This is a genomic window from Halomonas halmophila (genome assembly GCF_006540005.1).
GTDB classification, from domain to species: Bacteria; Pseudomonadota; Gammaproteobacteria; order Pseudomonadales; family Halomonadaceae; genus Halomonas; species Halomonas halmophila.
On record NZ_BJOC01000029.1, the window covers coordinates 39920 to 66611 of the forward strand.

Consider the following 26692-nt stretch of genomic DNA (forward strand, 5'->3'; position numbering starts at 1 on the left):
TTATACTTTGTAAACACCGACAGGGAGGTTCGGCAACATGATTCTTTGCATCGAGCAAGCCATTTCAGCGGACTTGCTTAAGGACGTGCACGCCACGCTGAGTGACACCTCCTTTCAGGATGGCCGCAAAACGGCCGGCTGGCATGCCCAGACGGTCAAGAACAATCAGCAGGCCGACGGCAAGGATGCCCGCATTGCCAAGCTGCGTGAGTCCATCACCGGTGAGCTGAACCGCCACCCCCTATTCCAGATGGCCGCCCGTCCGCGACGCCTGAAGCCGCTGATGTTCAGCCGTTATCAGTCCGGCATGAACTACGGCAATCATGTCGACGATGCCGTGATGCCCACGCCCGACGGCGCCATGCGCACCGATCTGTCCTTCACGTTGTTTCTCGAAAGCCCCGACGCCTATGAGGGTGGCGAGCTGCTCATCGACACGACGGTCGGCGAGCAGACCTACAAGCTGCCCGCCGGTGCTTTGATCCTCTACCCTTCATCCACCCTGCATCGTGTCGAACCGGTCACCCGGGGAGAGCGCCTGGCGGCGGTCGGCTGGGTACAGAGTCAGGTACGCGATCCACAGCAACGCGAGATACTGTTTGACCTGGACCGGACTCGTCGCCAGATGTTCGAACAGGATGGCAAGTCCCAGGACTTCGATATCATTTCCAAGAGCCTGACCAATCTGCTGCGCATGTGGGCCGAGATATAGGATCGGCCTCCCTCACGATCCCAGCTTTCAGGCCAGCCTCATGAATGAACCATGATTATTCCTTGAAGGATGGCCAGGTGTCGGTCAGGCGATAGCCCTCCGGCCAGGGATCCTGTGGATCCAGCATGTGCTGATGCGTACCCGTGATCCAGCCTCGACCTGAAATCTCTGGAACGATGGCCTTCTGATCACCGACCATCGTTTCACTCTTGAGTTGCCCCTGGAACTCCGAGCCGATCAGCGAGCATCCCTTGAAGTAATCTCCCACCGTCATCTCGCCTCGTGCATGCAACAGTGCCATACGGGCAGAAACCGCGGTCCCTGTAGGAGAGCGGTCGATCTTGCCCGGCTGAATGGATACGGCTGAGCGTGCCGAGAGGCGGTTGCCGTCACGCTCCAGAGGGCCTGCGAACAAGCAGAAGGAAAAATGCGTCCATTCCGGGTTATCCGGGTGATGGAACGCCAGTTGTTCATTGGCAGCATTGGTGATACGCACACCCAGCTCCGCCAGTTGACGAGCTTCGTGTTCCTCAAGGCTGAAGCCGAGCTCAGCGGCATCCGCGACGACAAAGCTATCTCCACCGTAAGCGGTATCGACTCGGACCTTGCCGATACCCGGGACATCCAATGTCTGGTCCAGCTCACAGGCAAAACAAGGGACGTTCTCCACCATGATCCTTTGAGCCTTGCCATCACGACACTCTGCCGCCACCTTGACCAGCCCGCCTGGCGCCTCCAGCACCATCTCGGTAACTGGCTCCTGCATCGGAATAATGCCACTGTCCAGCAATACCGTGGACACGCAGATGGAGTTGGAACCCGACATCGGTGGGGTGTCCTCCGGCTCCATGATGATCCACCCCATCTGGGCATCAGGGTGCTTGGGTGGGACCAGAAGATTGACGTGACGAAAGACGCCACCACGAGGCTCGTTGAGAACGAAGTTACGCAACGTCTGATCCTTGTCGATCCAGTTGCGCTGTTCCCATAGTGTGTCCCCCGGCGGAGGCGCAACGCCTCCGACAATGACATCGCCCACTTCGCCTTCGGCGTGACACGAAATCACATGTACCGTCTTTGAACTTCTCATAAATCACCTATTTGGAGAGTACCCACAAACAACAGCGGCGAGGCTCTTTTCACCAACAAGACATTCAAGTCCCGCCGCCTTGCATGTCGTACGAGATGTCCCATCCTTGGGCCACATGCCAGCATGTGGCAAAGCAAGAATCCCGCCATTAATCGATCGCGCCTGTCATAGTCCCTTGAGAGGCGCGATCACCCTGTACTTCATGATTCGATCAATTCACGTAACCCAGCAACCTGGGCAGGAACATCGACAGATCGGGCCAGTAGGTCGTGATGAGCATGACAGGCAAGGCCGCCAACAGCATGAAACTGAAGGCCGGACGAATAACCTGAGACATGCCGACCTGCCCAATACGGCAACTCATGAAAAGGATCGGTGCCATCGGCGGGCTGTTGCAGCCGATCACGACGCTGGTGCCCACAATGGCGGCGAAGTGCACCGGATGAACGCCAATGCTTTCCATGATCGGCAGCAACAGTGGGCTGAGAATGGCGACGACACTGACATCATCCATGATCATGCCCATCAGGATCAGAAAGATGTTGACCATCAACAGAATCATCAACTTGTTCTCGACCAGGTCAAGCAACAGCGAGGTCAGCTCCTGGGGAACGCGTTCGAAGGTGAAGATCCGGCTAGCCACGAAGGAGAACAGCAGGATAATCATGATCACGCCGGTGGTCGTGGCAGCCTGGACGAAGCAGTGCACCAGCGACTTCAGATTAAGGTCGCGATAAACGAAGAGCCCGACGGGAATAGCATAGACCACGGCGACCGCAGCAGCTTCGGTGGGAGTAAAGATGCCGCCATAGATCCCACCCAAGATGATGACAGGCAGCAAGAGAGCAGGAAAAGCCTTCCAGCCAGTGGTACCAATGTTACGAAACCGTTTGCTCAGCGCGATTTGCTCAGGTTGATAGTCCTGATTGGCGCGCGTCTTGATGGCATTGATGACGCAAAGAAAAATCATCAGCAGGATGCCGGGGCCGATGGTCGCCAAGAACACCGCCGCCACGGACTGTCGGGTCACCACGGCATACAGAATCATGGTGATGCTTGGTGGAATAAGCAGGCCAAGGAGGGAAGAAATACCGACCAACGCAGTGGAGTATGGCCGTCGATAGCCATGTTTCTCCATGGGACCGATCATGATCGTCCCGATGGACGCGACGGCAGCGGATGCGGTACCCGAAATGGCACCAAACACGCCGCAGGACACCACCATCGTAGTTCCCATCCCACTGCGGGACTTGCCGACCACGGCCTCGGCGAAGTTGATCAGCCTGGCGGCAATACCCCCCGACTGCATCAGATAACCCGTCATAATGAAGAGTGGAAGAGCCAGCAATATGATCGAATTTATAGACCAGAAACCAGTGGTCATCAGGGAGGAAATATCGACGTCGTAGGAAAATGAAAGCACGAGCGTCATAGCAGCAAAGGAAAACACAACAGGTACGCCAATGATCATCAGAACAATGACGGCACCTATCGCTAATAGAGCACCCATGGTCAGACTCCATCTAGTGTCAAGGAATGGCTATATCCGGAATACCGCATGGTACTCAACCCTTCAAGGAGAGCTTGCCAACGTCATGGATAAGGTCTCTAATCGCGTAGAGCAACAACAAGATGCTCGCAACGAATAGACTGCCCTGTGAGATATATTGCGGAATACTGAAAACGGGGGTGACCTGCTCCATCTCGATGCCCCACGCGAACAGACTATAACTCCAGGTAACGAAGAACGCCGCCATCACTACTGAAATAGCAGTGGCGATCAGTCTCATGACATCATGCAGGGTTTCGTTGCTGGAAAAGGCCTCGATGAAATCCGCACTCAGGTGGGACTTTTCCCGCGAGGCCAGCGCCGCGCCTAGCATGTAGAGCCACATGGCCGCCATCAGCACCAATTCCTCAAGTCCGAAGACCTGGATTCCCAAAAAAGCCCTTGAAACGATGCCGGTCACCATGGCGAAAGATACGAATATCCCCATCACCACAACGGCGACCTTCATGCAGGCCGCGAGCGCGCTATCCAGGCTGGCGAATAAGTCGACTATACTTCTCATGTTCTTACCTCTTGCGGTATCGAACAGGGAGCGGTCCCTCTTTGCTACTTCACCGGGCCGCTCCAGTACATCCAGCGAGTGATTATTCAGGTGTTGAGGCACGCTCGCGGACAGTATTCATGATATCCTCTCCCAAGGCTTCTTCGGCCTGGGGCCACACTTTCTCACGGACACGCTCAACCCACGCCTTCATTTCGGCATCGGTCGGTTCGATATATTCCATCCCTTCTTCCTGAGCCTTTTGGATCCACTTCTGATCCTCCGCCTGGGCATTCTGGAACTGCTCATTGACGACAGTAGAGACGGCATCTGAGATGATTCCGCGGTCTTCTTCGTCGAGGGATTTCCAGCTTCTCTGGTTCATCAGGAAGGTGTAAAAGGAGAAGTTGTGCCTGGAGTGAACGAAGTAATCGAGCAGGTCGTTGAAGTAGGTGTAATCCCAGTAGATAACGTTACTGGAATCCCCATCGACGACCCCGGTCTGTATCGAGGTATAGACTTCAGACCAGTCAATGGGAACAGCCTGGAAGCCCATGGCCTGAATCGTCTGAGGTAGCGGGAAGATCGGCTGGGATCGAAGTTTGATGCCTTTTTCCTGGGCCTCCTCGTAAGAGGTGGCATAGGTATCCGCTGTCGCGATACCGCCGAACCCTTCCGGGAATGGTCCAAGATATTTAAGCCCAATATCCGACAGTACCGGCTCGACAATCTCGGAAATCCAGCCATCCGTGCTGTAGGCCTCCAGCGCGTCATCCCAGCCCAGTGTGAGATAGGGAAGCTGCAGTACACCCAGCCGCTCGTCATAGGACGTCTGGGGCCAGCCAAGGAAAAGGTCGATATTGCCACGGACCAGCTGATCGAAGAGCTCCTGAGGACCGCCAATTTCGCCCTGGTAAAAAACATTCATGCTGATTCTTCCATCGGACTTTTCCGCCACCAGGTCAGCAATTTTTTTGACGGCCAGGCCGTGAGGAGACTCGCGATCCCCCGATTCCGTTGCCATCGTCAAGCTGATGGCTTCATCACTTGCCCAGGTATAAGGGATAAAACCAAGGGTAGCGACCGCCGATACTGCAGCTATTTTTGCGCTAGTCTTTATTGAACTTTTTAACATCATGTCACCTTTTCCGACTGAGACTATTGTAGTTAGGTTTTCTCTATCACCTGGTTAACACCAGGCCTTTCTTCACGCTATAACTGTGACGAAGTCAATGGAAACGACTTTTTCTTGGTACAAAACAAAACCTGAGGTTATCGATGGCAATGGGCACCTTCTGGAAAGGCGTAAAAGCTGGCATAAGCACCATCGCGGTGACAGTTGCCATCCCGTCATCTTCCGGGGATGGCAGCTCGGGTTATTGCCGTGATTTGGACTGGCTCAGGAAAGCTGGATCCAGGTCGTCTTGATCTCGCAGTACTGGTCGTGGGCATAGACCGACTTGTCCCGGCCACCAAAGCCGGACTGTTTGTAGCCGCCGAACGGCGTTGTGATATCCCCCTCGGAGAAGCAGTTGATGGATACGGTACCGGCTCGAATGGCCGCGGCCATGCGATGGACGGTGTTGAGGTCATCGCTCCACAGCGACGCTGCCAGGCCGTAGCAGGTGTCATTGGCGATGGCGATGGCTTCTGCTTCGGTGTCGAACGGAATCACCGCCAGCACCGGGCCGAAGATCTCTTCGCGGGCCACGGCCGCCTCGGGCGCGACCTCATCGAAGATGGTCGGGGGCACAAAATAGCCGCCACTCTCCTGCTGCACACGCATACCACCAGTCACCGCCTTGAGACCTTCAGACCTGGCCTGCTCGATGTGGGACAGCACCTTGTCCATATGAGCCTGTTCGATCAAAGCCCCGAGCTGTACCTCTGGATCCAGCGGATCGCCCAGGGTCCAGTCGGAGGCGAGCTGGGCCTGCATCTCTTCTAGCAGCGCGTCCTTGATCGAGCGGTGCACGATCAAGCGCGACCCCGCCGAGCAATTCTCGCCCATGTTCCAGAAGGCGGAGGCCAGTACGTCCGTCGCCACAGCCTTGAGGTTGCTCACGTCCGGCATCACCACCTGCGGGTTCTTGCCCCCACACTCGAGCACCACGCGCTTGAGGTTGCTGGCGGCCGAGTATTCGAGGAACTTGCGCCCCACCTCGGTGGACCCGGTGAAGGCGGTCAGGTCGACATCGGGGTGCAGGCCGATGGCCTTGCCGGCCACGTGGCCAAGACCGGTCACCACATTCAATACGCCAGCGGGGATGCCGGCTTCAAAGGCCAGCTCGGCCAGGCGGGTAGTGCTGAGAGAAGTCAGCTCGGCAGGTTTGAGTACCACACTGTTGCCGGTGATCAGCGCCGGGCCCAGCTTCCAGCCCGCCATCATGGCGGGAAAGTTCCACGGCAACACCGCGCCGACCACACCGATGGGCTCGCGGGTCACGGTCGCCACCACGCCCTTTTCGGTAGGTGCCACGGCCTCATAGAGCTTGTCGGCGGCCTCGGCGTGCCATCGGATGGTGTTGGCGGTGTCGGGAATATCGACGTTGAAACACTCGCCGATCGGCTTGCCGGCCTCCAGGGCCTCCAGCACGGCCAGTTCCAGGCAGTGCTCATCGATGAGGTCGGCAAAGCGCTGCATGATGGCCTTGCGTTCGGCGGGAGCAAGCCCCGACCAGACACCGGCCTCGAAGGCGCGGCGGGCGGCCTGGACGGCAAGGTCCACGTCGTCTTCCCCACAAGCCGCGACCTGGGTCAGCACCTCGCCGGTGGCCGGGTTCAACGTCTCGAATGTCTCGCCGGAGCTCGCGGGAACGAAGCGGCCACCGATAAAGGCCAGATTGCGATACTCGAGCACTTCGATCTGTTGCGCGATGGCATCCTTGGTCAGCATATCGGACATTGTTGTTCTCCTCCTGTGGTAGAAATCAGAGTTCCCTGCCGGCCTGCCACTCCTTCCAGGCCAGGGTCGAACGGACCCCCATGCCGAGAAACGGCTCGGGGGGATTGCAGGCCGGCTTGGGCTGTTTCAGCATGATGTCGAGCAGTTCGCTTTCGATGCCGAGTGCATATTCGGCGATCAACTTTCCGGAAATGGTGCCGCGAGTCAGTCCCAGGCCATTCTGGCAAACGGCACTGAATACCCCTGGAGCGAGCTCACCGAAAGGCATGCCTCCGTTGCGGCTCACGCATAGCGCTCCACCCCAGGTATATTCGAGTTCGACGCCTGACAGCATCGGGAAGCGCGTCTCGAATGAGCGGCGGTGAGCGGCATGAACATGCGCCAGCCGTTTCGCACCGGTGCTGATATCCGGGTTGTAGGTAAAGGAATTGCGGATACAGATACGCCCATCTCCCATACGACGCACCGTGGTGCCCATGGGATTGGCCGGGATCAGTCCCCAACTTTCCTCGCCACCCAGTACCGCGAGTTGCTCCGAGTCGAGCGGCTGGCTCAGGCTGCCGTAGGTATAGACGGGCAGGATGCGCCCCTTGAGACCGAGCTGACCGAACTGCGCAGCATAGGCGTTGTTGGCCAATACCATCCGCGGCGCCTGGATCCGCCCTTGATCAGTGACCAGTGCATGCGGCTTGCCAACCTCGATCTTGTGCACCGGCGTGTCCTCATACAGGCTCACGTTTTCCGGCAGTGTCCGGGCCAGACCGCGCACCAGCGCGGCCGGTTGAACCAGCACCGCTCCCGGAGCATGCAGCCCGGTCTGGAAGAAATTGGTCCCCGTCACCGCTTGCATTTCGCGGGCATCGAGTACCCGATAGGGCTCATCCAGAGCGGTCAACCCTTTGGCAAAGGTCTCGAGGGAACGCTGCCCCAGGTCTTCGACGGCGCCATGCAGTTTCCCCTGCTCCCGCCAGTCACAGTCGATCCCGTGCCCCTTGACGATGTTACGCATATAATCGATCGCCCCGCGGTTGAGACGAATCTGCTCGCGGTCACCGCTCTTATCACCTGTATAATCATGGGACGTCAGGTCATGTGGCAGGTCTATCATGAAACCGGAATTGCGACCGGCAGCACCGGCACCGACCCGCCTGGCTTCGATCAGGGCGATGGTTGCATTCGGCTGCAGCTCGGCCAGACGCCGTGCGGTGGCAAGCCCGGCCAGTCCCGCGCCAAGCACGACCCAGTCGGCTTTCACCTCCCCCTTGAGCGACACAGCGGGTGGCGGGGATGGGAGTGTGTCGTACCAACCGCAGCGCCCGTCATTCTGGGGCAGGTGATGGCATGTCAGCTGCATAAGTCGCCCCTCCAGCGCCGGCCATCAGCCGCGGTGTTGTAACAGCGCATCGTAGGTGCGCTTGAAGCTGGACTGCTCTTCATCGTTAAGCGGCATCAACGGTGACCGGGCCGGTCCGACAGGTAGCCCCTCCAGTTCACAGCCATGTTTGATGTACTGACAGAACTTGCCGCCCTGCTCGAGCAGGTTCAGCATCGGCAAGAGGCGAGTGGCGATTTCACGACCGGCAACGAAGTCCTGGTCCACGACGCAAGCCTGGTAAAGCGCCACATGCTCAGGCGCCAGAAAATTGGAAGCCCCGCCAACCCAGCTGCGCGACCCCCAGGCGAAAAATTCCAGAATCTGATCATCCATGCCGCAGCTGACCTGTAGCTGGTCGCTGAACTCATTGATCAAGGCATGCATGCGCTCGATCGAGCCGGTGCTTTCCTTGATGGCCAGGATATTGGGACGATCACGAAGCGCCTGGATGAGTTCGAGTTCCATCGGGACGCCGGTACGATCGGGGAAGTTGTAGAGCATGATCGGCAGGTCGAGGGCATCGTCGACGCGCTGAATATGCAGCAACAGCTCGTCCTGGGCCGGCTGGCAATAATAAGGCGCTGCCACCAGGATCGCATCAAACCCGGCAGCCTTGGCATACTGCCCAAGTTCCAGGCTGTCCTCGGTCGTGGTGGCATTGACCCCCGCCATGATCGGGATGCGCCCCTTGGCGTGCTGCGCAACATAATCGAAGACCCGCTTGCGCTCGTCTTTGCCGAGGGCGTAATACTCGCCCGTGGTACCACCGATGATCAGGCCATGCACACCTTGGTCGATCAGGGTGTCGACCACCTTGCCCAGAGTTTCGAACTGGATGCTATTGTCCTTGGCGAAGGGTGTGACAACCGGTGTCCAGATGCCATCGAAGTTCATAGTGTCACCTTTTTGTACTGAGGGCTGTGATGAAAATCATCGAGCTTTTCTCAGATTAAAGGGTCACTCTTCACCTCAAAAGAAACCTTTTTTCCCGACAATCGATGACCGGACGTTATGGGAGTAATTTTGGTTTTTTGTAGAAACGTCTTCGCCGTATGGCTCTGACCCCATGGATATTTTCCATGAAAAATTGCAAGAATGAGGCGCAATACGATAGTTAGGCGAGTCCATCAGCCAATATCGCAAGTCAAGCGCGCCAATTGTCTATCCGGTTTCCATTTCAGCCTTGCCTCTGGCTCTTCGGCCTTGCGTCAGGCACAGTCCTGATCACCATTTGCCGGATAATGAGGGAGACTCCGGGCTTTCTTCAGGAATGGCTGTATTGCGACGGCTGGACCGAGCTATCCTGTAACTGACATGCCCGGCTAACCATCCGGTTGACGCGCGACCAGGCAGGCCGGATTCACCATGATATGCTTTCCAAGGTGTTGATAACCTTACATTATGACAAAGCACACCGATCCCGATCAGACGCTGCTCAACATGCCCTCGCTCCGCGCCGTGAAGTCCTTCGTGGCAGCCGCTCGATACCAGAGCTTCACTCGGGCCGCTGAAGCCCTGTGCGTGACTCAGGCAGCCATCAGCCGCCAGGTCAGAGAACTCGAGGACTACCTGGGCACGCCACTGTTTCGTAGAGCAGGCCGTTCCGTAGAGCTGACCACCGCCGGCTCGACTTTCTTCGATGCGGCTCAACTCTCGTTTTTCAATATCGCCCAGGCAGCAGAACGCATTCGCAAGGACCACAGCTCCACCGCCAAGCGCACCTTGACGCTGTACTGCTCCCCTGCCTTCTCGTCACTGTGGATGTCGCACCGACTTCCCAGCTTCTTCAGTGCCAACCCGGATATCGATCTCAACCTGGTGACGACCCAGAACTTCTTGTCCCTCGAGCCCGGGGTGGCACCCGATATTTTCATTACCAAGATGTCGCGAGTGCGTGAGGGCTATCGCAGCCTGCCGCTGTTCCACGACGTTATTTATCCGGTCTGCACACCGAGCTTTATCACGATGCATCCCGATATGAACACGCTCGAGGGGCTGCGGGACGGAATGCTGCTCAATCTGAGTCCATATGGGCGCTCACAGGTCTCGGAACACGTGGATTGGGGCGTCTGGCTGGCCATCCATCATCTGGACATCAAGAACCGTCGGCACGAAAGCCCTCACTTCTTCCACGCTAACGATTACAACCTGTTGATTCAGATGGTGCTCAATGATCAAGGTGTAGCCCTGGGCTGGGACCATCTGGTCAAGCCACTCGTCGAACAGGGTCGGCTCATCAAGCCTGTCGAACAGGAAGTGGTGCTGGAGGAAACCTACCACTATCTATCCTATCGCGAGGACAAGGGCGAGGATGAAGCATTGATCCGCTTCCGGGACTGGTTCATGGCACAGGTGGCGGCCCCATCCCCGGGTGATTAAACGCGGCCGATGATCAGGTATTCTACGAGGAACTTCTCACATCCATACGAGTGACAAGTCGAGGCCGGTCATCGCCCCGCTTCATGCCAGGCGCCCCCAGCGCGTCCCCGAAATAGACCCGCAGTCGATACGCCGGCCGCCGCGCCTCTGGGAAACTCGGCCTACTGGATGGTTCCTCCGCATCTCGAACCTGGCCAAATACGCCCATTCGGCCCGCTCCATGCTATCCCCCTCTGCCTGCGCCATTCTTGGGCCTGCCTTCCAGAAAAGACTTCCGCCGCTATCCGCGCGATTGCTCGATTTCGGCATCATCGCCTTGCCGGGATCGGCGACCGCTCAGCATGCCGCTGCCGATCAGGGCACCGCCGCAGATCAGCAACGCGGCGATCAGCAGACCGGGGCTGGGCGTCGCCAGGTCAAAGGCGATCAACACCAGGGTCGAACACAGCGGCGTGGCATAGGACAACAGTCCCAGCAGGCGCACCTGGCCACGCTTCATGCCGATATCCCAGGTAAAGAAGGCACTGCCCACCGGCCCCAGCCCCAGGGCCAGAATGGCCCACAGATTGGCCCCTTGCGGCCAGCCCGCCGGCTCCCAGATAAAGTGGCAGATCAGGGCGAGGATGGCCGCCCCCAGGCAGTTCCAGGCCACCGCCGTGGTCGGAATGCGCGCCAGCAGACGCGAGGCCACCGAATAGCCGCTCCAGATGAAGGCCGCCAACAGTGCCACCAGATAGCCGAGCGTGTATTCCCCGGACCAGTCGAAGCCATCGGGGCCGACCAGCAAGGCCGCGCCGACAAAACCGCAGACGCCACCCACCAGATGAATGACACGCAGGCGCTCGCCGGGCAGGACCAGCCCCGCCAGAATGACGATCAACAATGGCCACAGGTAGCTGATCAAGCCGGCGCTGGCGGCGGGGGCATTCTGCTGGGCGATAAAGTAGAACAGATGGTAGCCGAACAGGCCGCCGACGCCGAGCAGCCAGCCCATGACCGGCTGCTGGAAGGCCGCCTTGAGCGCCGCCCCTTCACCACGCCAAAGGAACATCAGCACCGCCAGAATGCCGGCGAAGCCGAAACACAGGGCCGTCAGCAGAAAAGGCGGCACCGGCCCGGCCCATTGCGTGAAGAGCGCCAGCGTGGCCCAGTTAACGACCGTGGTCGCGCCCCACAGGGTCGCCCGGCGTGATGCAGCACTTGCGGTGGTCATTGCGTGTCTCCTCGCCAGTTTGCCGAGGAGTATCGGACAGCCGGGGCATCAAGACTTGTCGATTTCGGCCATCAGCACCGCTGCCCTCGCCGAAAGGCCGCCGGTGACTGCCCCTGCCAAGCGCGGAACAGGCGACTGAATTGCGCTGCATCATGAAAGCCGCAATCCAGGGCAATGGTGGTCAGGGACGTGCGCTCTTCCAACATGCGCCGGGTGGCCCGCCTGAGTCGCTGCTGTTGCAACCAGCGCCAGGGGGTCAGGCCAGTGAGCGCCAGCAGACTGCGCCGCAGCTGTCGTTGCGAAAGATGCGTGATGGCGGCCAGATGCGCCAGGCTCCAGGGTGCGGCCAAATCGGCTTCGACCATGCGCGTCAGGCGTGCCAGATTCAGGCGCGGGCCGACGAGCGCCGGCGCGCCGGGCAGGCTGGCCAGCAAGGCCTGATCGCCCTGGGTCTCGAGCTCCGACAACGGCAGACGCAGAAAACGAATGCGCTCGAAGCAGGCATCCAGCGTCGCATCTCCGATGGCCAGGTCGAGCACTCGGCAACGGTTGGCGGCTTCGATGCCCAGATAATGATGGGTCGCCCCGGCCGGGATCACGCAGGCTCCACCGGGAACCACGGCCGCACCCCGCCCCTCGACCTCGACATCGACCCGCCCGGCAAGCCCCACCAGCAACTGATGGAACCCGTGGGTATCGCTCAGGCATTCCATGGGGTAGGACCGTTCTTCACCACTTGCCTGCATCACGACGCTGGTCACCTCGCTTGAGGGTTGGCTCATGTCATCCAGTATGCGCACGCTGCCATGTATCGTCGATGCCATATACCGCTATACTCTCTCCGGACTGGCATGAGATGCCAGATGGCCGCACTTCCACCAGGTGCCAACAGACTTCAGGAGTTAAGGATGTTCGATAAACTCATGGCCGCCGTGGGCATCGGCAATGCCCGCATCGATACCATGCTCGAGACCGATAGCGCCGAGGCCGGCAGCGTCCTCAAGGGCGAGATTCACATCGTCGGCGGCGAAGTCAGCCAGGAGCTGGACGCCCTGGTGCTGGATCTGGCCAGCGAGGCCATCCAGGAAGTCGACGACGAAAAGGTCAAGGTCCCCCACGCCTGGGCGACCCTGCGCCTCTCGGAGCCCATGACCATTCAGCCGGGCGAGGAACGCACCCTGCCCTTCGAGATGACGCTGCCTTTGCTGTCTCCGCTGTCCGTCGGGCGCGAGCAGCCCAAGACCTGGGTAGCGACACGTGCCGATATCGCCATGGCCATCGACCCGCGCGACAAGGATCCGCTGCGCATCCTGCCTGGGGAGCTGCAGCGCAATGTCTTCGAGGCCATGGATCAGCTCGGTTTCACCATGACCTCGGCACCGCTGGAGCTCTCGCGCAAGAACCCGGCGACCGGCTGCCTCCAGGAGTTCGAGTTCAAGCCCACCGGCGGCAGTCGCTTCAAGCACCTGGATGAAGCCGAGATTGCCTTTCTGCCCTCCGCTCAGGGCGGTGAGGGGCTGGACCTGCTGATTCAACGCGATACGCGCGCCACCGGATTGGGCTCGCTGCTCTCCGAAATGGCAGGTAGCGACGAGCAGCTCACGCGGATTTCGCTGGCTGGTGACGAGACCACCGAGACCCTGCGTCAGCAGCTGGAAAGCGTGCTGAGCTGATCACGACACCGGGCCGCCAGGCAGCTCAGCGCCGGGTCACACAGGGCTCCTGCAGGCCCGGCGTCGATACCCGCAGCGACAGCAGACTGCCCGCCAGCGGATAACGCTGCAACGCCGCCTGGTCCATCTCCTGGCGGGCGGTGGTAATGAACAACGTCTTCAGGTCGGAGCCACCGAAGGCCACCATGGTCGGATTCGGGCATGGCACCGGGTACTCGGCCACCAGCTGGCCATCAGGGTTAAAGCGCGCCACTCGAGCACCACCGTATAGCGCGCTCCAATAATGACCATCCTGATCGACCGCAGCGCCATCCGGCACACCGGGCAGATCATGCGCATCCAGGTCGATCCAGACTTCGCCCTCCCCCAGCTCGCCGCTCTCGGGATCGAAAGCATGGCGCAGCACCCGGCGTGACGGCGAATCGGTGTGATACAGCCACCGCGCATCCGGGCTGAACGCCAGGCCATTGGCAATCCGCAGGTCAGATTTGATGCATTGCAATTGCCCCTCACGCAGACAATACAGAGCGGCTCCGCCTGCCTCGGGGTTCAGGGTGCCGACCCAGAAGCGCCCCGTCGGGTCGCAGCGGCCATCATTGAAGCGATTGCCGCCATCACGGTGCCATTCAGGATTGATCGCCCCCACATCGCTGCGCTCGCCCGACGGCAACGCAAGCTGCGTCAAACCAGGCGCGGTGGCCACCAGCAGGCCGGCTTCGCTCAGGGCGACACAGCCAACGGTATGTTCGAAATCATGCCGCTGTGGCGCACTCTCGGCGCCAGGTGTCCATGCATATACATGGCCGCGATTGATATCGACCCAATACAACACTTGATCGACAGTTGACCACACAGGGCTTTCGCCCAGGTTCATGTCGAGTTCCACGGCGACCTCAACGGCATGCGATGGCATTGTCATCGTCGACTCCTTCCTGTCGTGACGCTCTCATGACGGCCTCATCATGATACTGGCTAGGCCCGACTGCGTCGCGTCTGCTTCCAGCGATCGAACATGACGGCGAGCAGCAGGATAGCGCCACGCACCAGATACTGATAGAAGGTCGGTACATTGAGCAGACCCATGGCATTCTGCACACAGCCCATGATCAGAACGCCGACCAGTACGCCGGTGATCGAGGCGACTCCCCCGGATAGCGCGACACCGCCCAGCACACAGGCGGAAATAACGGCCAGCTCCAGGCCCAGGGAAGTATTGGGATCGCCGAGTCCCATGCGCGAGGTCAGCAGGACCCCGGCAATGCCGGCTACCACGCCCTGCAGGCCGAAGACGATGATCTTCAGGCGGCGCACATTGACGCCGGCCAGGGCAGCTGCCTCCGCATTGCCGCCGGTCGCCAGGACATTGCGACCGAAGGAGGTCATGTTGAGCAGTATGCCGAAGACCACGAAACAGCCGATCATGGTCCATACCGGCAGAGTGAGGCCCAGGAAGGAAGCACTGCCCAGCTCGAAGAAGGCGGGAACGGTGATCATCACCGCGTCACCTCCCGAGGTGATGTAGGCCAGGCCACGCACGAACTCCATGGCCGCCAGGGTGGCGATCAGAGAATTGATCCCGAACCTGGCCACCACGAAGCCGTTGAAGGCACCGACTGCCCCGCCGGCGGCGACCCCGCCCAGTACGCCGATGACCACGCTGCTGGACGCACTGGTGACCACGGCCGCGACCACGCCGGCGAAGGCCACGATGGAGGCCACCGAGAGGTCAACCTCGCCCAGTGCCAGCACCATCATCATGGTGGTGGAAATCGTGCCGATCAGCGTCACCGACAACAGCAGGCCGACCATGTTGCGGCCGGTGAGGAAGTCGGGAATCATCACCGACAGGCCGATGAAGAGTACGGCAAAGATGGCGAACAGCCCCGACGTATCGAGCAACGTCCTCAGAGGCTTGGCCAGCCCCTGGCGCCCTGCGGGTGTCTCGGCTTGAGCGTTATCCTGGCTCTGGGCCGTCTTTTGGGTTGTCATCGTTTTGTCTCTCTTGCTTATGGTGCGATCTTCAAGCCACTCAGGCCGGCAGAGCCAGGCCCAGCAGACGTTCCGGGGTCGCCTCGTCGCGAGGCACGATATCGATCAGCTCGCCGTCACGCATGACGCCGATGCGATCGCAGATGGCACTGACCTCGGCCAGATCACTGGAGATGACCACCACGCCCTTGTCATCATCGGCGAGGTCATAGAGCAGGGAGTAGATGTCACGCCTCGCCCCGACATCGATGCCGCGAGTCGGCTCGTCCATGACGAACAGCTCGATGCGTTCGGACAGCCAGCGCCCCAGGATCACCTTCTGCTGATTGCCGCCCGAGAGATTGCTGATACGCGTACGCGGACCGGGCGTCTTGATGCTCAGCTGCTGGATGTAATCCCGAGTGTTCGCCAGCTCCCGGCCCGGATCGCGGAAGCCGCCCAGGCGCTTGAAGAAGCGCCGACAACTGATATTCAGGTTGTCGGTGACACTGGCAATGGGAAAGATACCCTGCGATTTGCGATCTTCCGGACACATGGCGATCCCGGCGCGGATAGCCTGGCCCGGCGTGGCAAAACGACACGCCTCCCCATCGATCCTGACCTGTCCCTCGCTGGGCGAGGACACACCGCAAACCAGCCGCATCAACTCGCTGCGCCCGGCCCCGACCAGGCCGAACAGCCCGAAGACCTCGCCACGATGCACACTGAAGCTGACTGGCGCGCTGACACCAGGTCCTTTGAGCCCGGCGACCTCCATCAGCACTTCCCCCCTGGGGCGCGCGCGATAGCCGTAGACATCATCGATGTCCCGGCCCACCATCTCGCTGACCAGGGTGTCGTGATCCAGGCCCTGCATGGTCGCATGAGTGCGGATATGCCGACCGTCGCGAAAGACGGTCACGGCATCGCACATCTCGAAGACCTCTTCCATGCGATGGGTGACATAGAGCACGACCCGGCCTTCATCACGCAGTCGCTTGACGATGCGCTTGAGCTGTCGTGTTTCCTGAACCGACAGCGAACTGGTAGGCTCATCGAAGGCAATGACCCTGGTATCGCGCAACAGAGCACGACCGATCTCAATCATCTGCTGCTGGCCGATGGACAGCTCACGCACCTTGGTGGCCGGATGCACCGAGTTTTCGCCGAGTTCCGCGAGAATTTCGCGAGCACACTGATAAAGCCGCCGCCGATCCAGCATGCCGTGGCGCTCCGGCAGCTGCCCCAGCAACAGGTTCTCCGCCACCGAGAGGTTGGGCGACAGCGTCAGTTCCTGGTAGATGATGGCAATGCCCTCGGCCAGCGCCTGGCGCGCATTGGTGAAGACACGACGTTCGCCATTCAGCGTAAGGCCGCCCTGACTGACGCGATTCACGCCACTCAGCACCTTGAGCAGGGTCGACTTGCCCGCGCCATTCTCGCCCATCAGGGCGTGCACTTCGCCGGCTCTTGCCGAGAAGCTGACACCATCCAGCGCCTTGACTCCGGGAAACTCGACGGTCACGTTGTCGACCTTGAGGTAAGCGTCGGCGTTGGCGCCGACGCTCGCCTTCCCGGTTGCCTGAGCGCTATCAGAGACCGAGCTCATCGCGCACTTCCTCCCAGTTGTCACGCGTCATCAGGGTACCGGAGGTTTCGGTATTGGCCTTGGGCTTTTCGCCCTCGGTCACCCAGGTATAGAGGTTCTGTGCCGATTGGCGGCCATGCATGGTAGAGCTGACCGCTACGGTGCCATGGAAACCGGTCGGTTCCTCCCTGGAGAACTCGGCGAAGGCGGCGCCGGAGCCATTGATGCCCACCCCGATGACGTCCTCGGCCGGCAGACCATATTGCTCGGAAGCACGCACGCCACCCAGCACGCTCTCCTCGTTGAGGGCAAAGATTACCCAGTGCTCATAGTCACCGTTCTTGGAGAAGACGGGCGAAGCCGCCGAGAAGGCGCTGGAAGTATCGGTGTTCTCCTGAGGGGCATCGAAGATATTGTCCTTGTGGAAGCCTCGCTCGAGCAGCGCCTCGGTCGCGCCATCAGTGCGCTTCTCGGCAGTCGGCAGCTCGTAGTTGGTGATGCGCAAAGCCGCGACTTCCTCAGGATTCCAGCCACGCGCTTCCATTTCGTCGGCGATCGCGTTGCCGACTTGCTGACCGATCTTGTAACCCGACATGCCGAGGTGCGGCACATCCTTCATGGGTTCCCCATCGGCATTGACGAAACGATCATCCACCGTCACGACCTTCATGCCGTACTGCTCGGCACGGCGCATGATGGCCGGCCCAAGACGAACATCGGGCGGGCATATCACGAAGCCTTGAGCGCCCTGGGAGTTCAGGTTATCAATGGCGCTCAGCACCTGCTGACCATCTTCACCAGCCAGGCGTACGACGTCGAAGCCCTTCTCTTCACCCAGTTGCGTGGCGGCGTCCTGTTCATTGATGAACCAGGCCTGCTCGGGTTTCTTGACGATGAAGCCCAGCGTGATGTCGTCCTGAGCCTGGGCCGCTGTCGGCAAGGCCAGGCAGGCACCAAGGGTGAGGGAAGCAAGGGTCGAAAAGCGAAGCATCAGGCGTCTCCTTTGCCCTGGACGGGCACTTGTTGTTGTGACGTTGATAAAAGCAACTCCGGGCCATGACAGGCTTTTTCCGGACACATCAACCCTATGCATGTGCAACATAACCATCCAATGCTGCAATGGTCATAAAGTCATGCCTTTTTGTATATCAATCCAGCAATAGGGTCCGGTCCATCAGGGACCACCGTGGTCCGATGCCCTGACGGCCTGAGACTAAAGTGTGTCGAGACTTTGGCCGTATCGAGCCGCCCACCGGGAAATGGACGGCTCGTGGCTGGCGAGAGATCGCGCTTGGCGGGGTCGCTGCCCGGGCTATCGGGCAGGCTCAGCAGGGTATCAGTCGGCGCTAGAGTGTGTGGATGTCGTGGAGAACACGTAGCGCGTCCGGCTCTCGTACACCTCTCCGGGCTCGAGGATGGTGGAAGGAAAGTCATCCTGATTGGGAGAGTCCGGAAAGTGCTGGGTTTCCAGCGCCAGGCCGAAGCGGTGCCCGTAGGTGGTACCCGACTTGCCTGTCAGGGAGCCATCGAGAAAATTGCCGGAATAGAACTGCAGCCCGGGCTCGGTGGTCTGCACTTCCATCACCCGCCCGCTGTTTTCGGCGACGACACGGGCAGCGGTGGTCAGCTCGCCATCGGCGGAGCGATTCGCATTGAGCACGAAGTTGTGGTCATACCCCTGGCCGCGTGACAGCTGGGTATTCTCGCTGTCAATACGCTCGCCGATGGCGGTCGCTTCACGGAAATCGAAGGGCGTTCCCGCCACGTCGCGCATTTCTCCGGTGGGAATCAGGCCTTCATCGACGGGGGTAAAGCGATCCGCATCGATCATCAGCCGATGACCGAGGATATCGTGGCCCTGCGCCTCTTGCCCGCTCACGCCATCCAGATTGAAATAGCTGTGCTGGGTCAGGTTGACCGGCGTGGCCGCATCGGCGGTGGCGCGATAGTCAATGGTCAAGGCGTTGTCGTCACTCAGCGTATAGCGCACCCGCGTCTGCAACTCCCCGGGATAACCCTGGTCACCATCGGCACTGGTCAATGTCAGGATGATCCCCACACCGCGCTCGTCCTCAACGGTCTCTGCCTGCCAGAGGCGCCTGTCGAAGCCCGTGTCACCTCCGTGCAGGTGGTTGTCGCCATCATTGGTCGGCAACCGGTAGGTCTTGCCATCCAGCGTGAAGCGCCCATCGGCAATACGGTTGCCATAGCGCCCGATCAGCGCCCCGAAGTAGGGATTGGCCTGGCGATACGCCGGTGACCGATAGTCATCCAGGCTGTTGAACCCCAGCACCACGTCCCCGACGTTGCCTTCGGCATCCGGCACCTTCAGCGCGACGATGGTTCCCCCGTAGGGCGTCACCGAGAAGCTCGCGCCCTCGGCATTGGTCAAGGTATACAGGGCCACTTCACGCCCATCCTCCAGACTGCCGAACACCTCCTGCTCGATACTGCGCTCTTGTTGCGACATATCCCCCTCGGTCGACTTCGTCTCATTGGCCAGTGCGACACCGGCCACCAGCGGTAGAACGGCCAGCAGCATCGCCTTACCGGCGCCATGCCCTGTCAGCCGATGATCCGGTTGCGTGGTACACGTCTGCGCGTTGAATGTCAGCATTTGTTGTTGTCTCCTCTGGCGTGCCTTGCAGGTCAGCAAACGCCGGAAACATTAGACAGCAAAGGAGTTAACCGCTAATACTGTTTTGCTGACGCATCCATGCCAATCTGGTTATCGACACATGACACAACGCACGACCATGGGAACATTGCCGCCGGACTGGTTTCTCAAGGTCCGACTAAAGTTACGCCATCTGCAGTTGTTTCTGGCGCTGGACGACCACCGCAACCTGCATCGGGCTGCGGCCAGCCTCGCGATGAGCCAGCCTGCCGCCTCCAAGTTGCTGGGCGAGCTGGAAGGCCGACTGGGCGTGCAGTTGTTCGAGCGTCATTCGCGCGGCATCGAGCCCAACTGGTACGGCGAAGTGGCCGTGCGCCATGCCAGGCACATCCTCTCGTCACTGCAGCAGACCGGCGATGAACTGAACGCTCTGGGCGCCGGCAATGCCGGGGCAGTCTCGATCGGTACCGTCATGGCTCCGGCCGTGACCCTGATTTCACGGGCCCTGGAACGGGTCCATCAGCAATTGCCGAACCTCAAGGTCAGCGTCGATGTCGACGTCAGCCCGGTCCTGGTCCCGAGGCTGCTGGAAGGCGAATTCGACATGGTCATTTCGCGCATCCCTACCGATCAGGACCCGAGTCGCTTCGTCTTCGAGGAAATCGGTGAGGAAGCCATCAGCATCGTCTGTCGGCGTGATCACCCCCTGGCCCACAAGGCCTCGCCGAGCCTGGCCGAGATGGCCACCTATCCATGGTCACTGCAGCCACCCGGTGCCCTGATGCGCCAGCGTGTCGATCATTTGCTGATGTATCACAATGTCACGCCACCCGCGCGGATCATCAACACCTCGGACATTCTGGTGTCACTGGCCCTGGTCGCACGCTCCGACACCCTGACCGTGATCAGCCAGGATGTCGCCGAGCTGCTCTGCGACCCGGAACGCTTCCGCGTACTGCCCACCGAAGAAGCCCTGAGCGTCCAGCCCTATGGCCTGATCACGCTGCGCCAGCACCGGCTGTCGCCGGGCGCTGCCGCGCTGACCACGGTCCTGCGCGAGGTCATGGCCGAGCAGCCCCTGTCACGCGCCTCTCAGGCGCCGGACGCATCGTGAAATGCCGTGGTCGCCTGGCGGTGCCCCAGCATCATGGCATCCGCCACGTGGCGCAGCGGCACGACATCCACATCACGCCGGCCAGTGGCCAGCAGCGCCTGGAAGTGAGCATACAGCCCCGGATATTCACGCTCCGTCTCGTCGAGCACCACGTCCCCGTCCACTGACATGCGACATCCGCCGCCACTCAGTTCGAGGCGCCCCTGGTCGGTGGTCAGGGTCATGTTCCAGCAAGGCGGGTCCTCGTGACGGAAGTCGAAGTCCGCCTCCAGGGGCACCCCTCCACCATCACGCAGCTGCAGCTGGGCGGCAATCGGTGTCTGACAGTTCTCGGGCACCTCGAGCCTGGCCTGCTTGAGGAAAAACGACTGGTCCACCAGCCGGGTGACGATCGACAAGGCATTGATGCCCGGATCGAACACCCCCATGCCACCGGCTTCCCAGAGCCAGGCCTGCCCCGGATGCCAGACCCTGACATCCTCGTGCCAGGTGATCTCGATGGCGCTGATGCGACGCTCGCGCAACCATTCACGCGCGGGTTCGATGGCCGGTGCAAAGCGCGAATGCCAGGCCGCGAACAGCACGAGATCGCGCTGCTCGGCCAGCGCCTTGAGGTCCTCGACCTCGGCCAGGGTGGCACCGGGCGGTTTTTCCAGCAGCACCGCCTTGCCTGCCTCGAGCGCCTGGCGGGCCAGTGCATGGCGCAGATGCGCCGGCGTACAGATCGCCACGGCGTCCAGTTCGGGCTCGGCGGCCAGCATGGCCTCCAGGGAGGCGTGGCCGGGAACCCCTTCCAGCCCGGCATGAGGATCGGCCACGGCGACCAGCTCCAGCCCCGGTGTAGCCTGAATGGCGGCGAGATGCTGGTCACGGACGATCTTGCCGGCCCCGACCAGGCCCAGACGAAATGACGACATGGAAGCTCCTGTTGGATGGTGAATCAGCCCAGGGTAGCGACCCCGTTCAATGATTATCCCTGGGCGGACTCCGGCGTGCCACATCCCGATAGGTCGTGGCGTCGCGCAGCGTCATACCATCCGCCAGGGGCTCCACCAGGCTGCGCTGAATCTGCTGCCAGGGGGTCTGGTCAGCCGGATAGGCATAACCGCCCGCCGCCTCCAGCCGTTCGCGGCGCACCGCCAGTTCCGCGTCGTCGACCTGCAATCTGACTTCACAGCGCCCAAGGTCGACACGCAGATGATCGCCGCTCTGCAACAAGGCCAGGGGACCACCCGTGGCGGCTTCCGGCGAGGCATTGAGGATGGACGGCGAGCCCGAGGTGCCGGACTGACGGCCATCGCCCAGACACGGCAGCGACTCGATGCCCTGGCGAAGCAGCGCCGCCGGTGGCTGCATGTTGACGACCTCGGCACCACCGGGATGGCCCACCGGGCCGGCGCCGCGCATCACCAGAATGGTGCGCTCATCGATCGCCAGCTCAGGGTCATCGATACGCGCGTGGTAATCCTCGGCACCATCGAAGACCACCACCCTGCCCTCGAAGGCATTCGGATCTTCGGCATCCTCCAGGAAACGCTCGCGAAATTCGCGGGCGATCACGCTGGTCTTCATCAGTGCCGAGTCGAAGAGGTTGCCCTTGAGGTTGAGGAAGCCGGCATGTTCCACCAGAGGATTGGCATAACGGCATATCACGGCCTCGTCCCGGGTCATGCGGCCGCTCAGGTTGTCGGCCAGGGTGGCGCCATTGGCGGTGACGACGTCGCCATGCAGGCGCCCTGCCTCCAGCAGCTCGTGCATCACGGCGGGCACCCCGCCCGCCCGGTGGAACTCTTCGCCCAGATAGGCGCCGGCCGGCATGACATTGGTCAGCAGCGGGATTTCGTGACCCAGTCGTTGCCAGTCGTCGTTGTCGAACGCCACCCCGGCATGCCGGGCAATGGCATTGATGTGCACCGGTGCATTGGACGAGCCACCCAGCGCCGAACAGGTCACCACGGCGTTCTCGAAGGCCTCGCGGGTCAGGATGTCGCTCGGCCGCAGGTCTTCCCAGACCATGTCCACGACCCGTTCGCCCGTGGCATAAGCCACCGCGCCGCGTTCCTTGTAGGGGCCGGGAATCATGGCCGAGCCCGGCAGGCTCATGCCCAGCGCCTCGGCCAGGGAATTCATGGTCGAGGCCGTCCCCATGGTGTTGCAGTGGCCGACCGAGGGGGCCGAATCGGCGATGCGCGAGAGAAATTCCGGGTAATCGATTTCCCCGGCCGCCAGGCGCTTGCGCATTTCCCAGACGATGGTGCCCGAGCCGACGCGTTCGGCGCCGCGCCAGCCATTCAGCATGGGGCCGCCGGACAGCACGATGGCCGGGATATTCACCGTGGCCGCCGCCATCAGGCTGGCCGGTGTCGTCTTGTCGCAACCCGTGGTCAGCACCACCCCATCCAGCGGATAACCATGCAGCACTTCCACCAGGCCGAGATAGGCCAGGTTGCGATCCAGGGCTGCTGTCGGTCGACGCACATTCTCGTGAATGGGATGCAGCGGGAATTCGAACGGCACCCCGCCGGCGGCGCGAATGCCATCCTTGACCCGCTGCACCAGCTCGACATGGTGCCGATTGCACGGCGTCAGGTCGGAACCGGACTGGCAGATGCCGATGATCGGCCGGCCACTGGTCAGTTCCTCCAGCGTGATGCCCTGGTTCATGTAGCGCTCGATACACAGCGCCGTGGTACCGGGATGGCCCGGGTTATCGAACCAGTCGCGGGAGCGAAGCCGATCGGGGGTCATGCGGGGGCGCGGGGTCGTCATGGCGTCTCCGTTGTCAGTGGGAATGGCGCGGCACCTCGGCACCCCGGCAGCCGACCAGAAAGTCGAAGTCACAGCCCTCGTCCGCCTGCAGCACGTGCTCGATGTAAAGCTGGCGATAGCCGCCGCTACTGGCGATCCGGCGCGAGGCCTGGGTGGGGTCGTGGGCGGCCAGGCGGGCCTGGAGTTCCTCGTCCTCGATGTCCAGATGCAGCTTGCCGGCGTAGGCATCCAGCTCGATCCAGTCGCCATCGTGTACGGCGGCCAGCGGACCACCCGCCGCGGCCTCGGGCGCTACATGCAACACCACGGTGCCATAGGCGGTACCGCTCATGCGGGCATCCGAGAGGCGCACCATGTCGGTGACGCCCTGCTCGAGCAGCTTGGCCGGCAGCCCCATGTTGCCCACTTCGGCCATGCCGTGATAGCCGCGCGGTCCACAGTGCTTCATGACCAGTACGCTGTCGGCATCGACGTCCAGATCCGGATCATTGATGCGCGCCTTGTAGTCGTCGAAGTCCTCGAAGACCACGGCACGACCCCGATGTTGCATCAACTCGGGACTGGCCGCCGAGGGCTTGAGTACCGCGCCCTTGGGCGCCAGGTTGCCGTGCATGACGCACATGCCCCCATCCTCGACCAGCGGCTTGTCCAGTGGCCGAATGACGGCATCGTTGTACAGCGGCGCATCGGCAACATTTTCCCACAGCGTCCTGCCGTTGACCGTCAGGGCATCCTTGTTCGGCAGGCGGTCATTCTCGCCGAGGCGGCGCAGCACCGCAGGCAGGCCGCCGGCATAGTAGAACTCTTCCATCAGGAAGCGGCCGGACGGCTGTAGATCGACCAGCGTCGGCGTACCGCGGCCGATACGAGTCCAGTCATCCAGGGCCAGATCCACGCCCATGCGTCCGGCGATGGCTTTGAGGTGAATGACCGCATTGGTCGAGCCACCGATCGCCGCATTGGTCCGAATGGCATTCTCGAAGGCGCCGCGGGTGAGGATCTTCGACAGCCGCATGTCTTCATTGACCATGTCGACGATGCGGTTGCCCGACAGATGGGCGAGCACATAACGACGCGAGTCCACCGCCGGAATCGCCGCATTGTGGGGCAGCGAGACCCCCAGTGACTCCGCCATGCAGGCCATGGTCGAAGCGGTGCCCATGGTGTTGCAGGTACCCGCGGAGCGTGACATGCCGGCCTCGGCCGCCATGAAATCATGCATCGAGATCTTGCCGGCCTTGACCTCTTCGGAGAGGCGCCAGACCACCGTGCCGGAACCGATATCACGCCCTTCCTGCTTGCCGTTGAGCATCGGCCCGCCGGTCACGACGATGGTCGGCACATCACAGCTCGCCGCCCCCATGAGCAGGGCCGGCGTGGTCTTGTCGCAACCGACCAGCAGCACCACCGCATCGATGGGGTTGCCGCGAATGGCCTCTTCCACATCCATGCTCGCCAGATTGCGCGTGAACATGGCGGTAGGACGCAGATTCGACTCGCCGTTGGAAAAGACCGGAAACTCCACCGGATAGCCCCCGGCCTCGAGCACCCCCTGCTTCACATGATCGGCGATCTTGCGGAAGTGAGCGTTGCAGGGCGTCAGCTCCGACCAGGTATTGCAGATGCCGATGATCGGCTTGCCCTGAAACTCATGGTCGGGGATGCCCTGGTTCTTCATCCAACTGCGGTACATGAAACCGTTCTTGTCGGCCGTGCCGAACCACTCGGCACTACGCAGTGCCGGCTTGCCTGATGTCTCGGATGAGGCCATAGCGGTAACTCCTCGCGGCATTTCGGGGCGATGGGCCTAGCCATCGATGTGTGTCCAGAAGCCTACGACGAGATCCAGGACAAGTACACACATACGAAAGTATATGTTGAACATATTTACTCTATGAGCAACATTTATCCTTGCCCGGTCACGATAAACCACGAGATCGAGACGGCCAGACTTGCATCACCGGCCTTCCCGCGTGGGACCGAAGAGGCACCCGACAATCCTGGGCTGTGCCGACACATCGACAACAAACACTATTGATCCGAGCAACACGCCGAACGGAGAGCATCATGTCCCATCTATCCCCGAAACTGCTGCTGGGCGCTTCCGCCCTGCTGCTGAGCGTAACCGGCGCACATGCCGCCGAGTACGAATGGACGTTCCAGGCTTCGGAAACGTCTGGCGAACCCAGCTTCAAGGTCAAGCAGGAATGGGCCGACCGCATCAGCACCATGACCAATGGCCGTATCGAGATCGAACTACTTCCCATCAACGCCGTGGTGGGGCCTACCGAAACCCTGCAAGCCGTCAGCTCCGGTATCCTGCAGGGCCACATGACCGATCCTAGCTACTTCTCCGGGCAGAACCCGGCCTTCGGCATGCTGGGCAATCTGGTCGGGGCCTGGAACGATCCCTACGACTTCCTGGAGTTCATGAAACAGGCCGGTGGTGAAGAACTCTACAACGAGCTCTCCGAGCCCTATGGCAGCCACCTGATCAGCGCCGCCACCTTCCCGCTGGAATCGGTGCCTTCCACCGTACCCATCAAGAGCCTGGACGACTTCGAAGGCCTGAAGATTCGTGCTCCTCAGGGCATGGTCTACAACATCTTCGAGCGTATCGGTGCCACACCGGTCAATCTGCCCGGCTCCGAGGTCTACACCGGTCTGGAAAAAGGCGTGATCGATGCGGCGGATTCCACGGTGCTGTCGAACAACGACGCCCAGGGGCTGCATGCCTTCGCGCCCTATCCGCTGTATCCAGGCTTCCACTCCATGCCCATGATCGCCGTTTCCATCAACAAGCAGATCTGGGATGACCTGCCGGTGGAGCTTCAGACCACGCTCGAGACCGCCTTCGATGCCATGGCTTATGATCTGATTGCCACGCTCAAGGAAAAGGACATCAAGACACTGGCCAAGCTGCGCGAAAACCCGGACGTCCATCCTTTCGACCTTCCGGCCGAGGAACGCAAGGAGTTCCGCCAGGCCGCCGAGAAAGAGTGGAAAGAATGGGCCGGGCGTAACGAGATGACCCAGAAGGTCTACGACGCCGCCACCAGCTTCCTCGAGGCGCGCGGGCAGCTGTGAAGCACCTCCGTGTCGCCGACCACCCGGTTCACAGCCGGGTGGTCGAGTGCGTGTTGAGGGCCTGCCTCCAGCTTTCCTGTTCCTGTCACTTCACTTGTCCGACATGCTCGGAACGGAGTCACGATGTCCGCTAAGCAAGACAATGCTGGCG

General features: G+C 61.0%; 22 protein-coding genes. 5 read left to right on the forward strand and 17 right to left on the reverse strand.

Annotated features, from left to right (window positions below; all coding sequences use genetic code 11):
• The first annotated feature begins 37 nt into the window (after positions 1-37).
• Positions 38-712, forward strand: a complete 675-nt coding sequence (locus HHA01_RS10955; protein WP_141320627.1) for a Fe2+-dependent dioxygenase — start codon at positions 38-40, stop codon at positions 710-712.
• Between the two features lie 55 nt (positions 713-767).
• Here HHA01_RS10955 and HHA01_RS10960 read toward each other — a convergent pair whose 3' ends face one another.
• From HHA01_RS10960 to dapA, 7 genes are all read right to left on the reverse strand, one after another.
• Positions 768-1802 carry a trans-3-hydroxy-L-proline dehydratase gene (locus HHA01_RS10960; RefSeq protein ID WP_141320629.1) on the reverse strand — a complete coding sequence of 345 codons (1035 nt, stop codon included), beginning with the start codon at positions 1800-1802 and terminating at the stop codon, positions 768-770.
• A gap of 211 nt (positions 1803-2013) precedes the next feature.
• Entirely contained in the window at positions 2014-3312 is a 1299-nt protein-coding gene (locus HHA01_RS10965) for a TRAP transporter large permease (protein ID WP_141320631.1), read from the reverse strand.
• A 55-nt stretch (positions 3313-3367) separates the two neighbouring features.
• Positions 3368-3874 carry a TRAP transporter small permease gene (locus HHA01_RS10970; protein ID WP_141320633.1) on the reverse strand — a complete coding sequence of 169 codons (507 nt, stop codon included), beginning with the start codon at positions 3872-3874 and terminating at the stop codon, positions 3368-3370.
• Positions 3875-3956: 82 nt separating this feature from the next.
• Positions 3957-4991, reverse strand: coding sequence for a TRAP transporter substrate-binding protein DctP (dctP, locus tag HHA01_RS10975; protein WP_246053884.1), 1035 nt, complete (start codon positions 4989-4991; stop codon positions 3957-3959).
• A gap of 261 nt (positions 4992-5252) precedes the next feature.
• Positions 5253-6758 (reverse strand): aldehyde dehydrogenase, encoded by a 1506-nt coding sequence (locus HHA01_RS10980; protein WP_141320635.1) that lies wholly within the window; start codon positions 6756-6758, stop codon positions 5253-5255.
• A gap of 25 nt (positions 6759-6783) precedes the next feature.
• Positions 6784-8112 carry an NAD(P)/FAD-dependent oxidoreductase gene (locus tag HHA01_RS10985; protein WP_141320637.1) on the reverse strand — a complete coding sequence of 443 codons (1329 nt, stop codon included), beginning with the start codon at positions 8110-8112 and terminating at the stop codon, positions 6784-6786.
• Positions 8113-8136: 24 nt separating this feature from the next.
• On the reverse strand, positions 8137-9027 hold the full coding sequence (gene dapA / locus HHA01_RS10990; RefSeq protein ID WP_141320639.1) for a 4-hydroxy-tetrahydrodipicolinate synthase: 891 nt from the start codon (positions 9025-9027) through the stop codon (positions 8137-8139).
• Positions 9028-9534: 507 nt separating this feature from the next.
• Here dapA and HHA01_RS10995 point away from each other — a divergent pair.
• Positions 9535-10512 carry a LysR family transcriptional regulator gene (locus tag HHA01_RS10995; protein ID WP_141320641.1) on the forward strand — a complete coding sequence of 326 codons (978 nt, stop codon included), beginning with the start codon at positions 9535-9537 and terminating at the stop codon, positions 10510-10512.
• Between the two features lie 280 nt (positions 10513-10792).
• On the opposite strand, the gene yddG is transcribed toward HHA01_RS10995, so the two are convergent.
• Both yddG and HHA01_RS11005 read right to left on the reverse strand, forming a co-directional pair.
• A complete protein-coding gene (yddG, locus tag HHA01_RS11000; RefSeq protein ID WP_141320643.1) occupies positions 10793-11725 on the reverse strand; it encodes an aromatic amino acid exporter YddG in 933 nt (310 codons plus the stop codon).
• A gap of 71 nt (positions 11726-11796) precedes the next feature.
• Positions 11797-12507 carry a helix-turn-helix domain-containing protein gene (locus HHA01_RS11005; RefSeq protein ID WP_170214866.1) on the reverse strand — a complete coding sequence of 237 codons (711 nt, stop codon included), beginning with the start codon at positions 12505-12507 and terminating at the stop codon, positions 11797-11799.
• A gap of 126 nt (positions 12508-12633) precedes the next feature.
• On the opposite strand from HHA01_RS11005, the gene HHA01_RS11010 reads away from it, so the two are divergent.
• Complete coding sequence (locus HHA01_RS11010) at positions 12634-13398, forward strand: sporulation protein (protein WP_141320647.1); 765 nt, start codon at positions 12634-12636, stop codon at positions 13396-13398.
• A gap of 25 nt (positions 13399-13423) precedes the next feature.
• Here HHA01_RS11010 and HHA01_RS11015 read toward each other — a convergent pair whose 3' ends face one another.
• From HHA01_RS11015 to HHA01_RS11035, 5 genes are all read right to left on the reverse strand, one after another.
• Complete coding sequence (locus tag HHA01_RS11015; protein ID WP_246053885.1) at positions 13424-14317, reverse strand: SMP-30/gluconolactonase/LRE family protein; 894 nt, start codon at positions 14315-14317, stop codon at positions 13424-13426.
• A 53-nt stretch (positions 14318-14370) separates the two neighbouring features.
• Entirely contained in the window at positions 14371-15387 is a 1017-nt protein-coding gene (araH, locus tag HHA01_RS11020; protein ID WP_141320649.1) for an L-arabinose ABC transporter permease AraH, read from the reverse strand.
• Positions 15388-15427: 40 nt separating this feature from the next.
• Positions 15428-16975 (reverse strand): L-arabinose ABC transporter ATP-binding protein AraG, encoded by a 1548-nt coding sequence (gene araG / locus HHA01_RS11025; protein ID WP_141320651.1) that lies wholly within the window; start codon positions 16973-16975, stop codon positions 15428-15430.
• A complete protein-coding gene (locus HHA01_RS11030) occupies positions 16959-17945 on the reverse strand; it encodes an arabinose ABC transporter substrate-binding protein (RefSeq protein ID WP_141320653.1) in 987 nt (328 codons plus the stop codon). Before HHA01_RS11030 ends, araG begins: the two co-directional genes overlap by 17 nt.
• Before the next feature lie 345 nt (positions 17946-18290).
• A complete protein-coding gene (locus HHA01_RS11035) occupies positions 18291-19571 on the reverse strand; it encodes an aldose epimerase family protein (protein ID WP_246053886.1) in 1281 nt (426 codons plus the stop codon).
• 121 nt (positions 19572-19692) lie between these two features.
• Between HHA01_RS11035 and HHA01_RS11040 the strand changes: the two genes are divergently transcribed.
• Complete coding sequence (locus tag HHA01_RS11040) at positions 19693-20685, forward strand: LysR substrate-binding domain-containing protein (RefSeq protein ID WP_246053887.1); 993 nt, start codon at positions 19693-19695, stop codon at positions 20683-20685.
• Here HHA01_RS11040 and HHA01_RS11045 read toward each other — a convergent pair.
• Genes HHA01_RS11045 through HHA01_RS11055 form a run of 3 tightly spaced genes read right to left on the reverse strand, consistent with a single transcriptional unit; the run spans position 20664 to position 25225 of the window.
• On the reverse strand, positions 20664-21602 hold the full coding sequence (locus HHA01_RS11045; RefSeq protein WP_141320655.1) for a Gfo/Idh/MocA family protein: 939 nt from the start codon (positions 21600-21602) through the stop codon (positions 20664-20666). The two genes, HHA01_RS11040 and HHA01_RS11045, sit on opposite strands and share 22 nt — an antisense overlap.
• Positions 21603-21648: 46 nt before the next feature.
• Positions 21649-23454, reverse strand: a complete 1806-nt coding sequence (locus tag HHA01_RS11050; RefSeq protein WP_141320657.1) for an IlvD/Edd family dehydratase — start codon at positions 23452-23454, stop codon at positions 21649-21651.
• A 13-nt stretch (positions 23455-23467) separates the two neighbouring features.
• Complete coding sequence (locus HHA01_RS11055; protein WP_141320659.1) at positions 23468-25225, reverse strand: IlvD/Edd family dehydratase; 1758 nt, start codon at positions 25223-25225, stop codon at positions 23468-23470.
• 296 nt (positions 25226-25521) lie between these two features.
• Between HHA01_RS11055 and HHA01_RS11060 the strand changes: the two genes are divergently transcribed.
• Positions 25522-26541 carry a TRAP transporter substrate-binding protein gene (locus HHA01_RS11060; protein ID WP_141320661.1) on the forward strand — a complete coding sequence of 340 codons (1020 nt, stop codon included), beginning with the start codon at positions 25522-25524 and terminating at the stop codon, positions 26539-26541.
• Positions 26542-26692 lie beyond the last annotated feature (151 nt).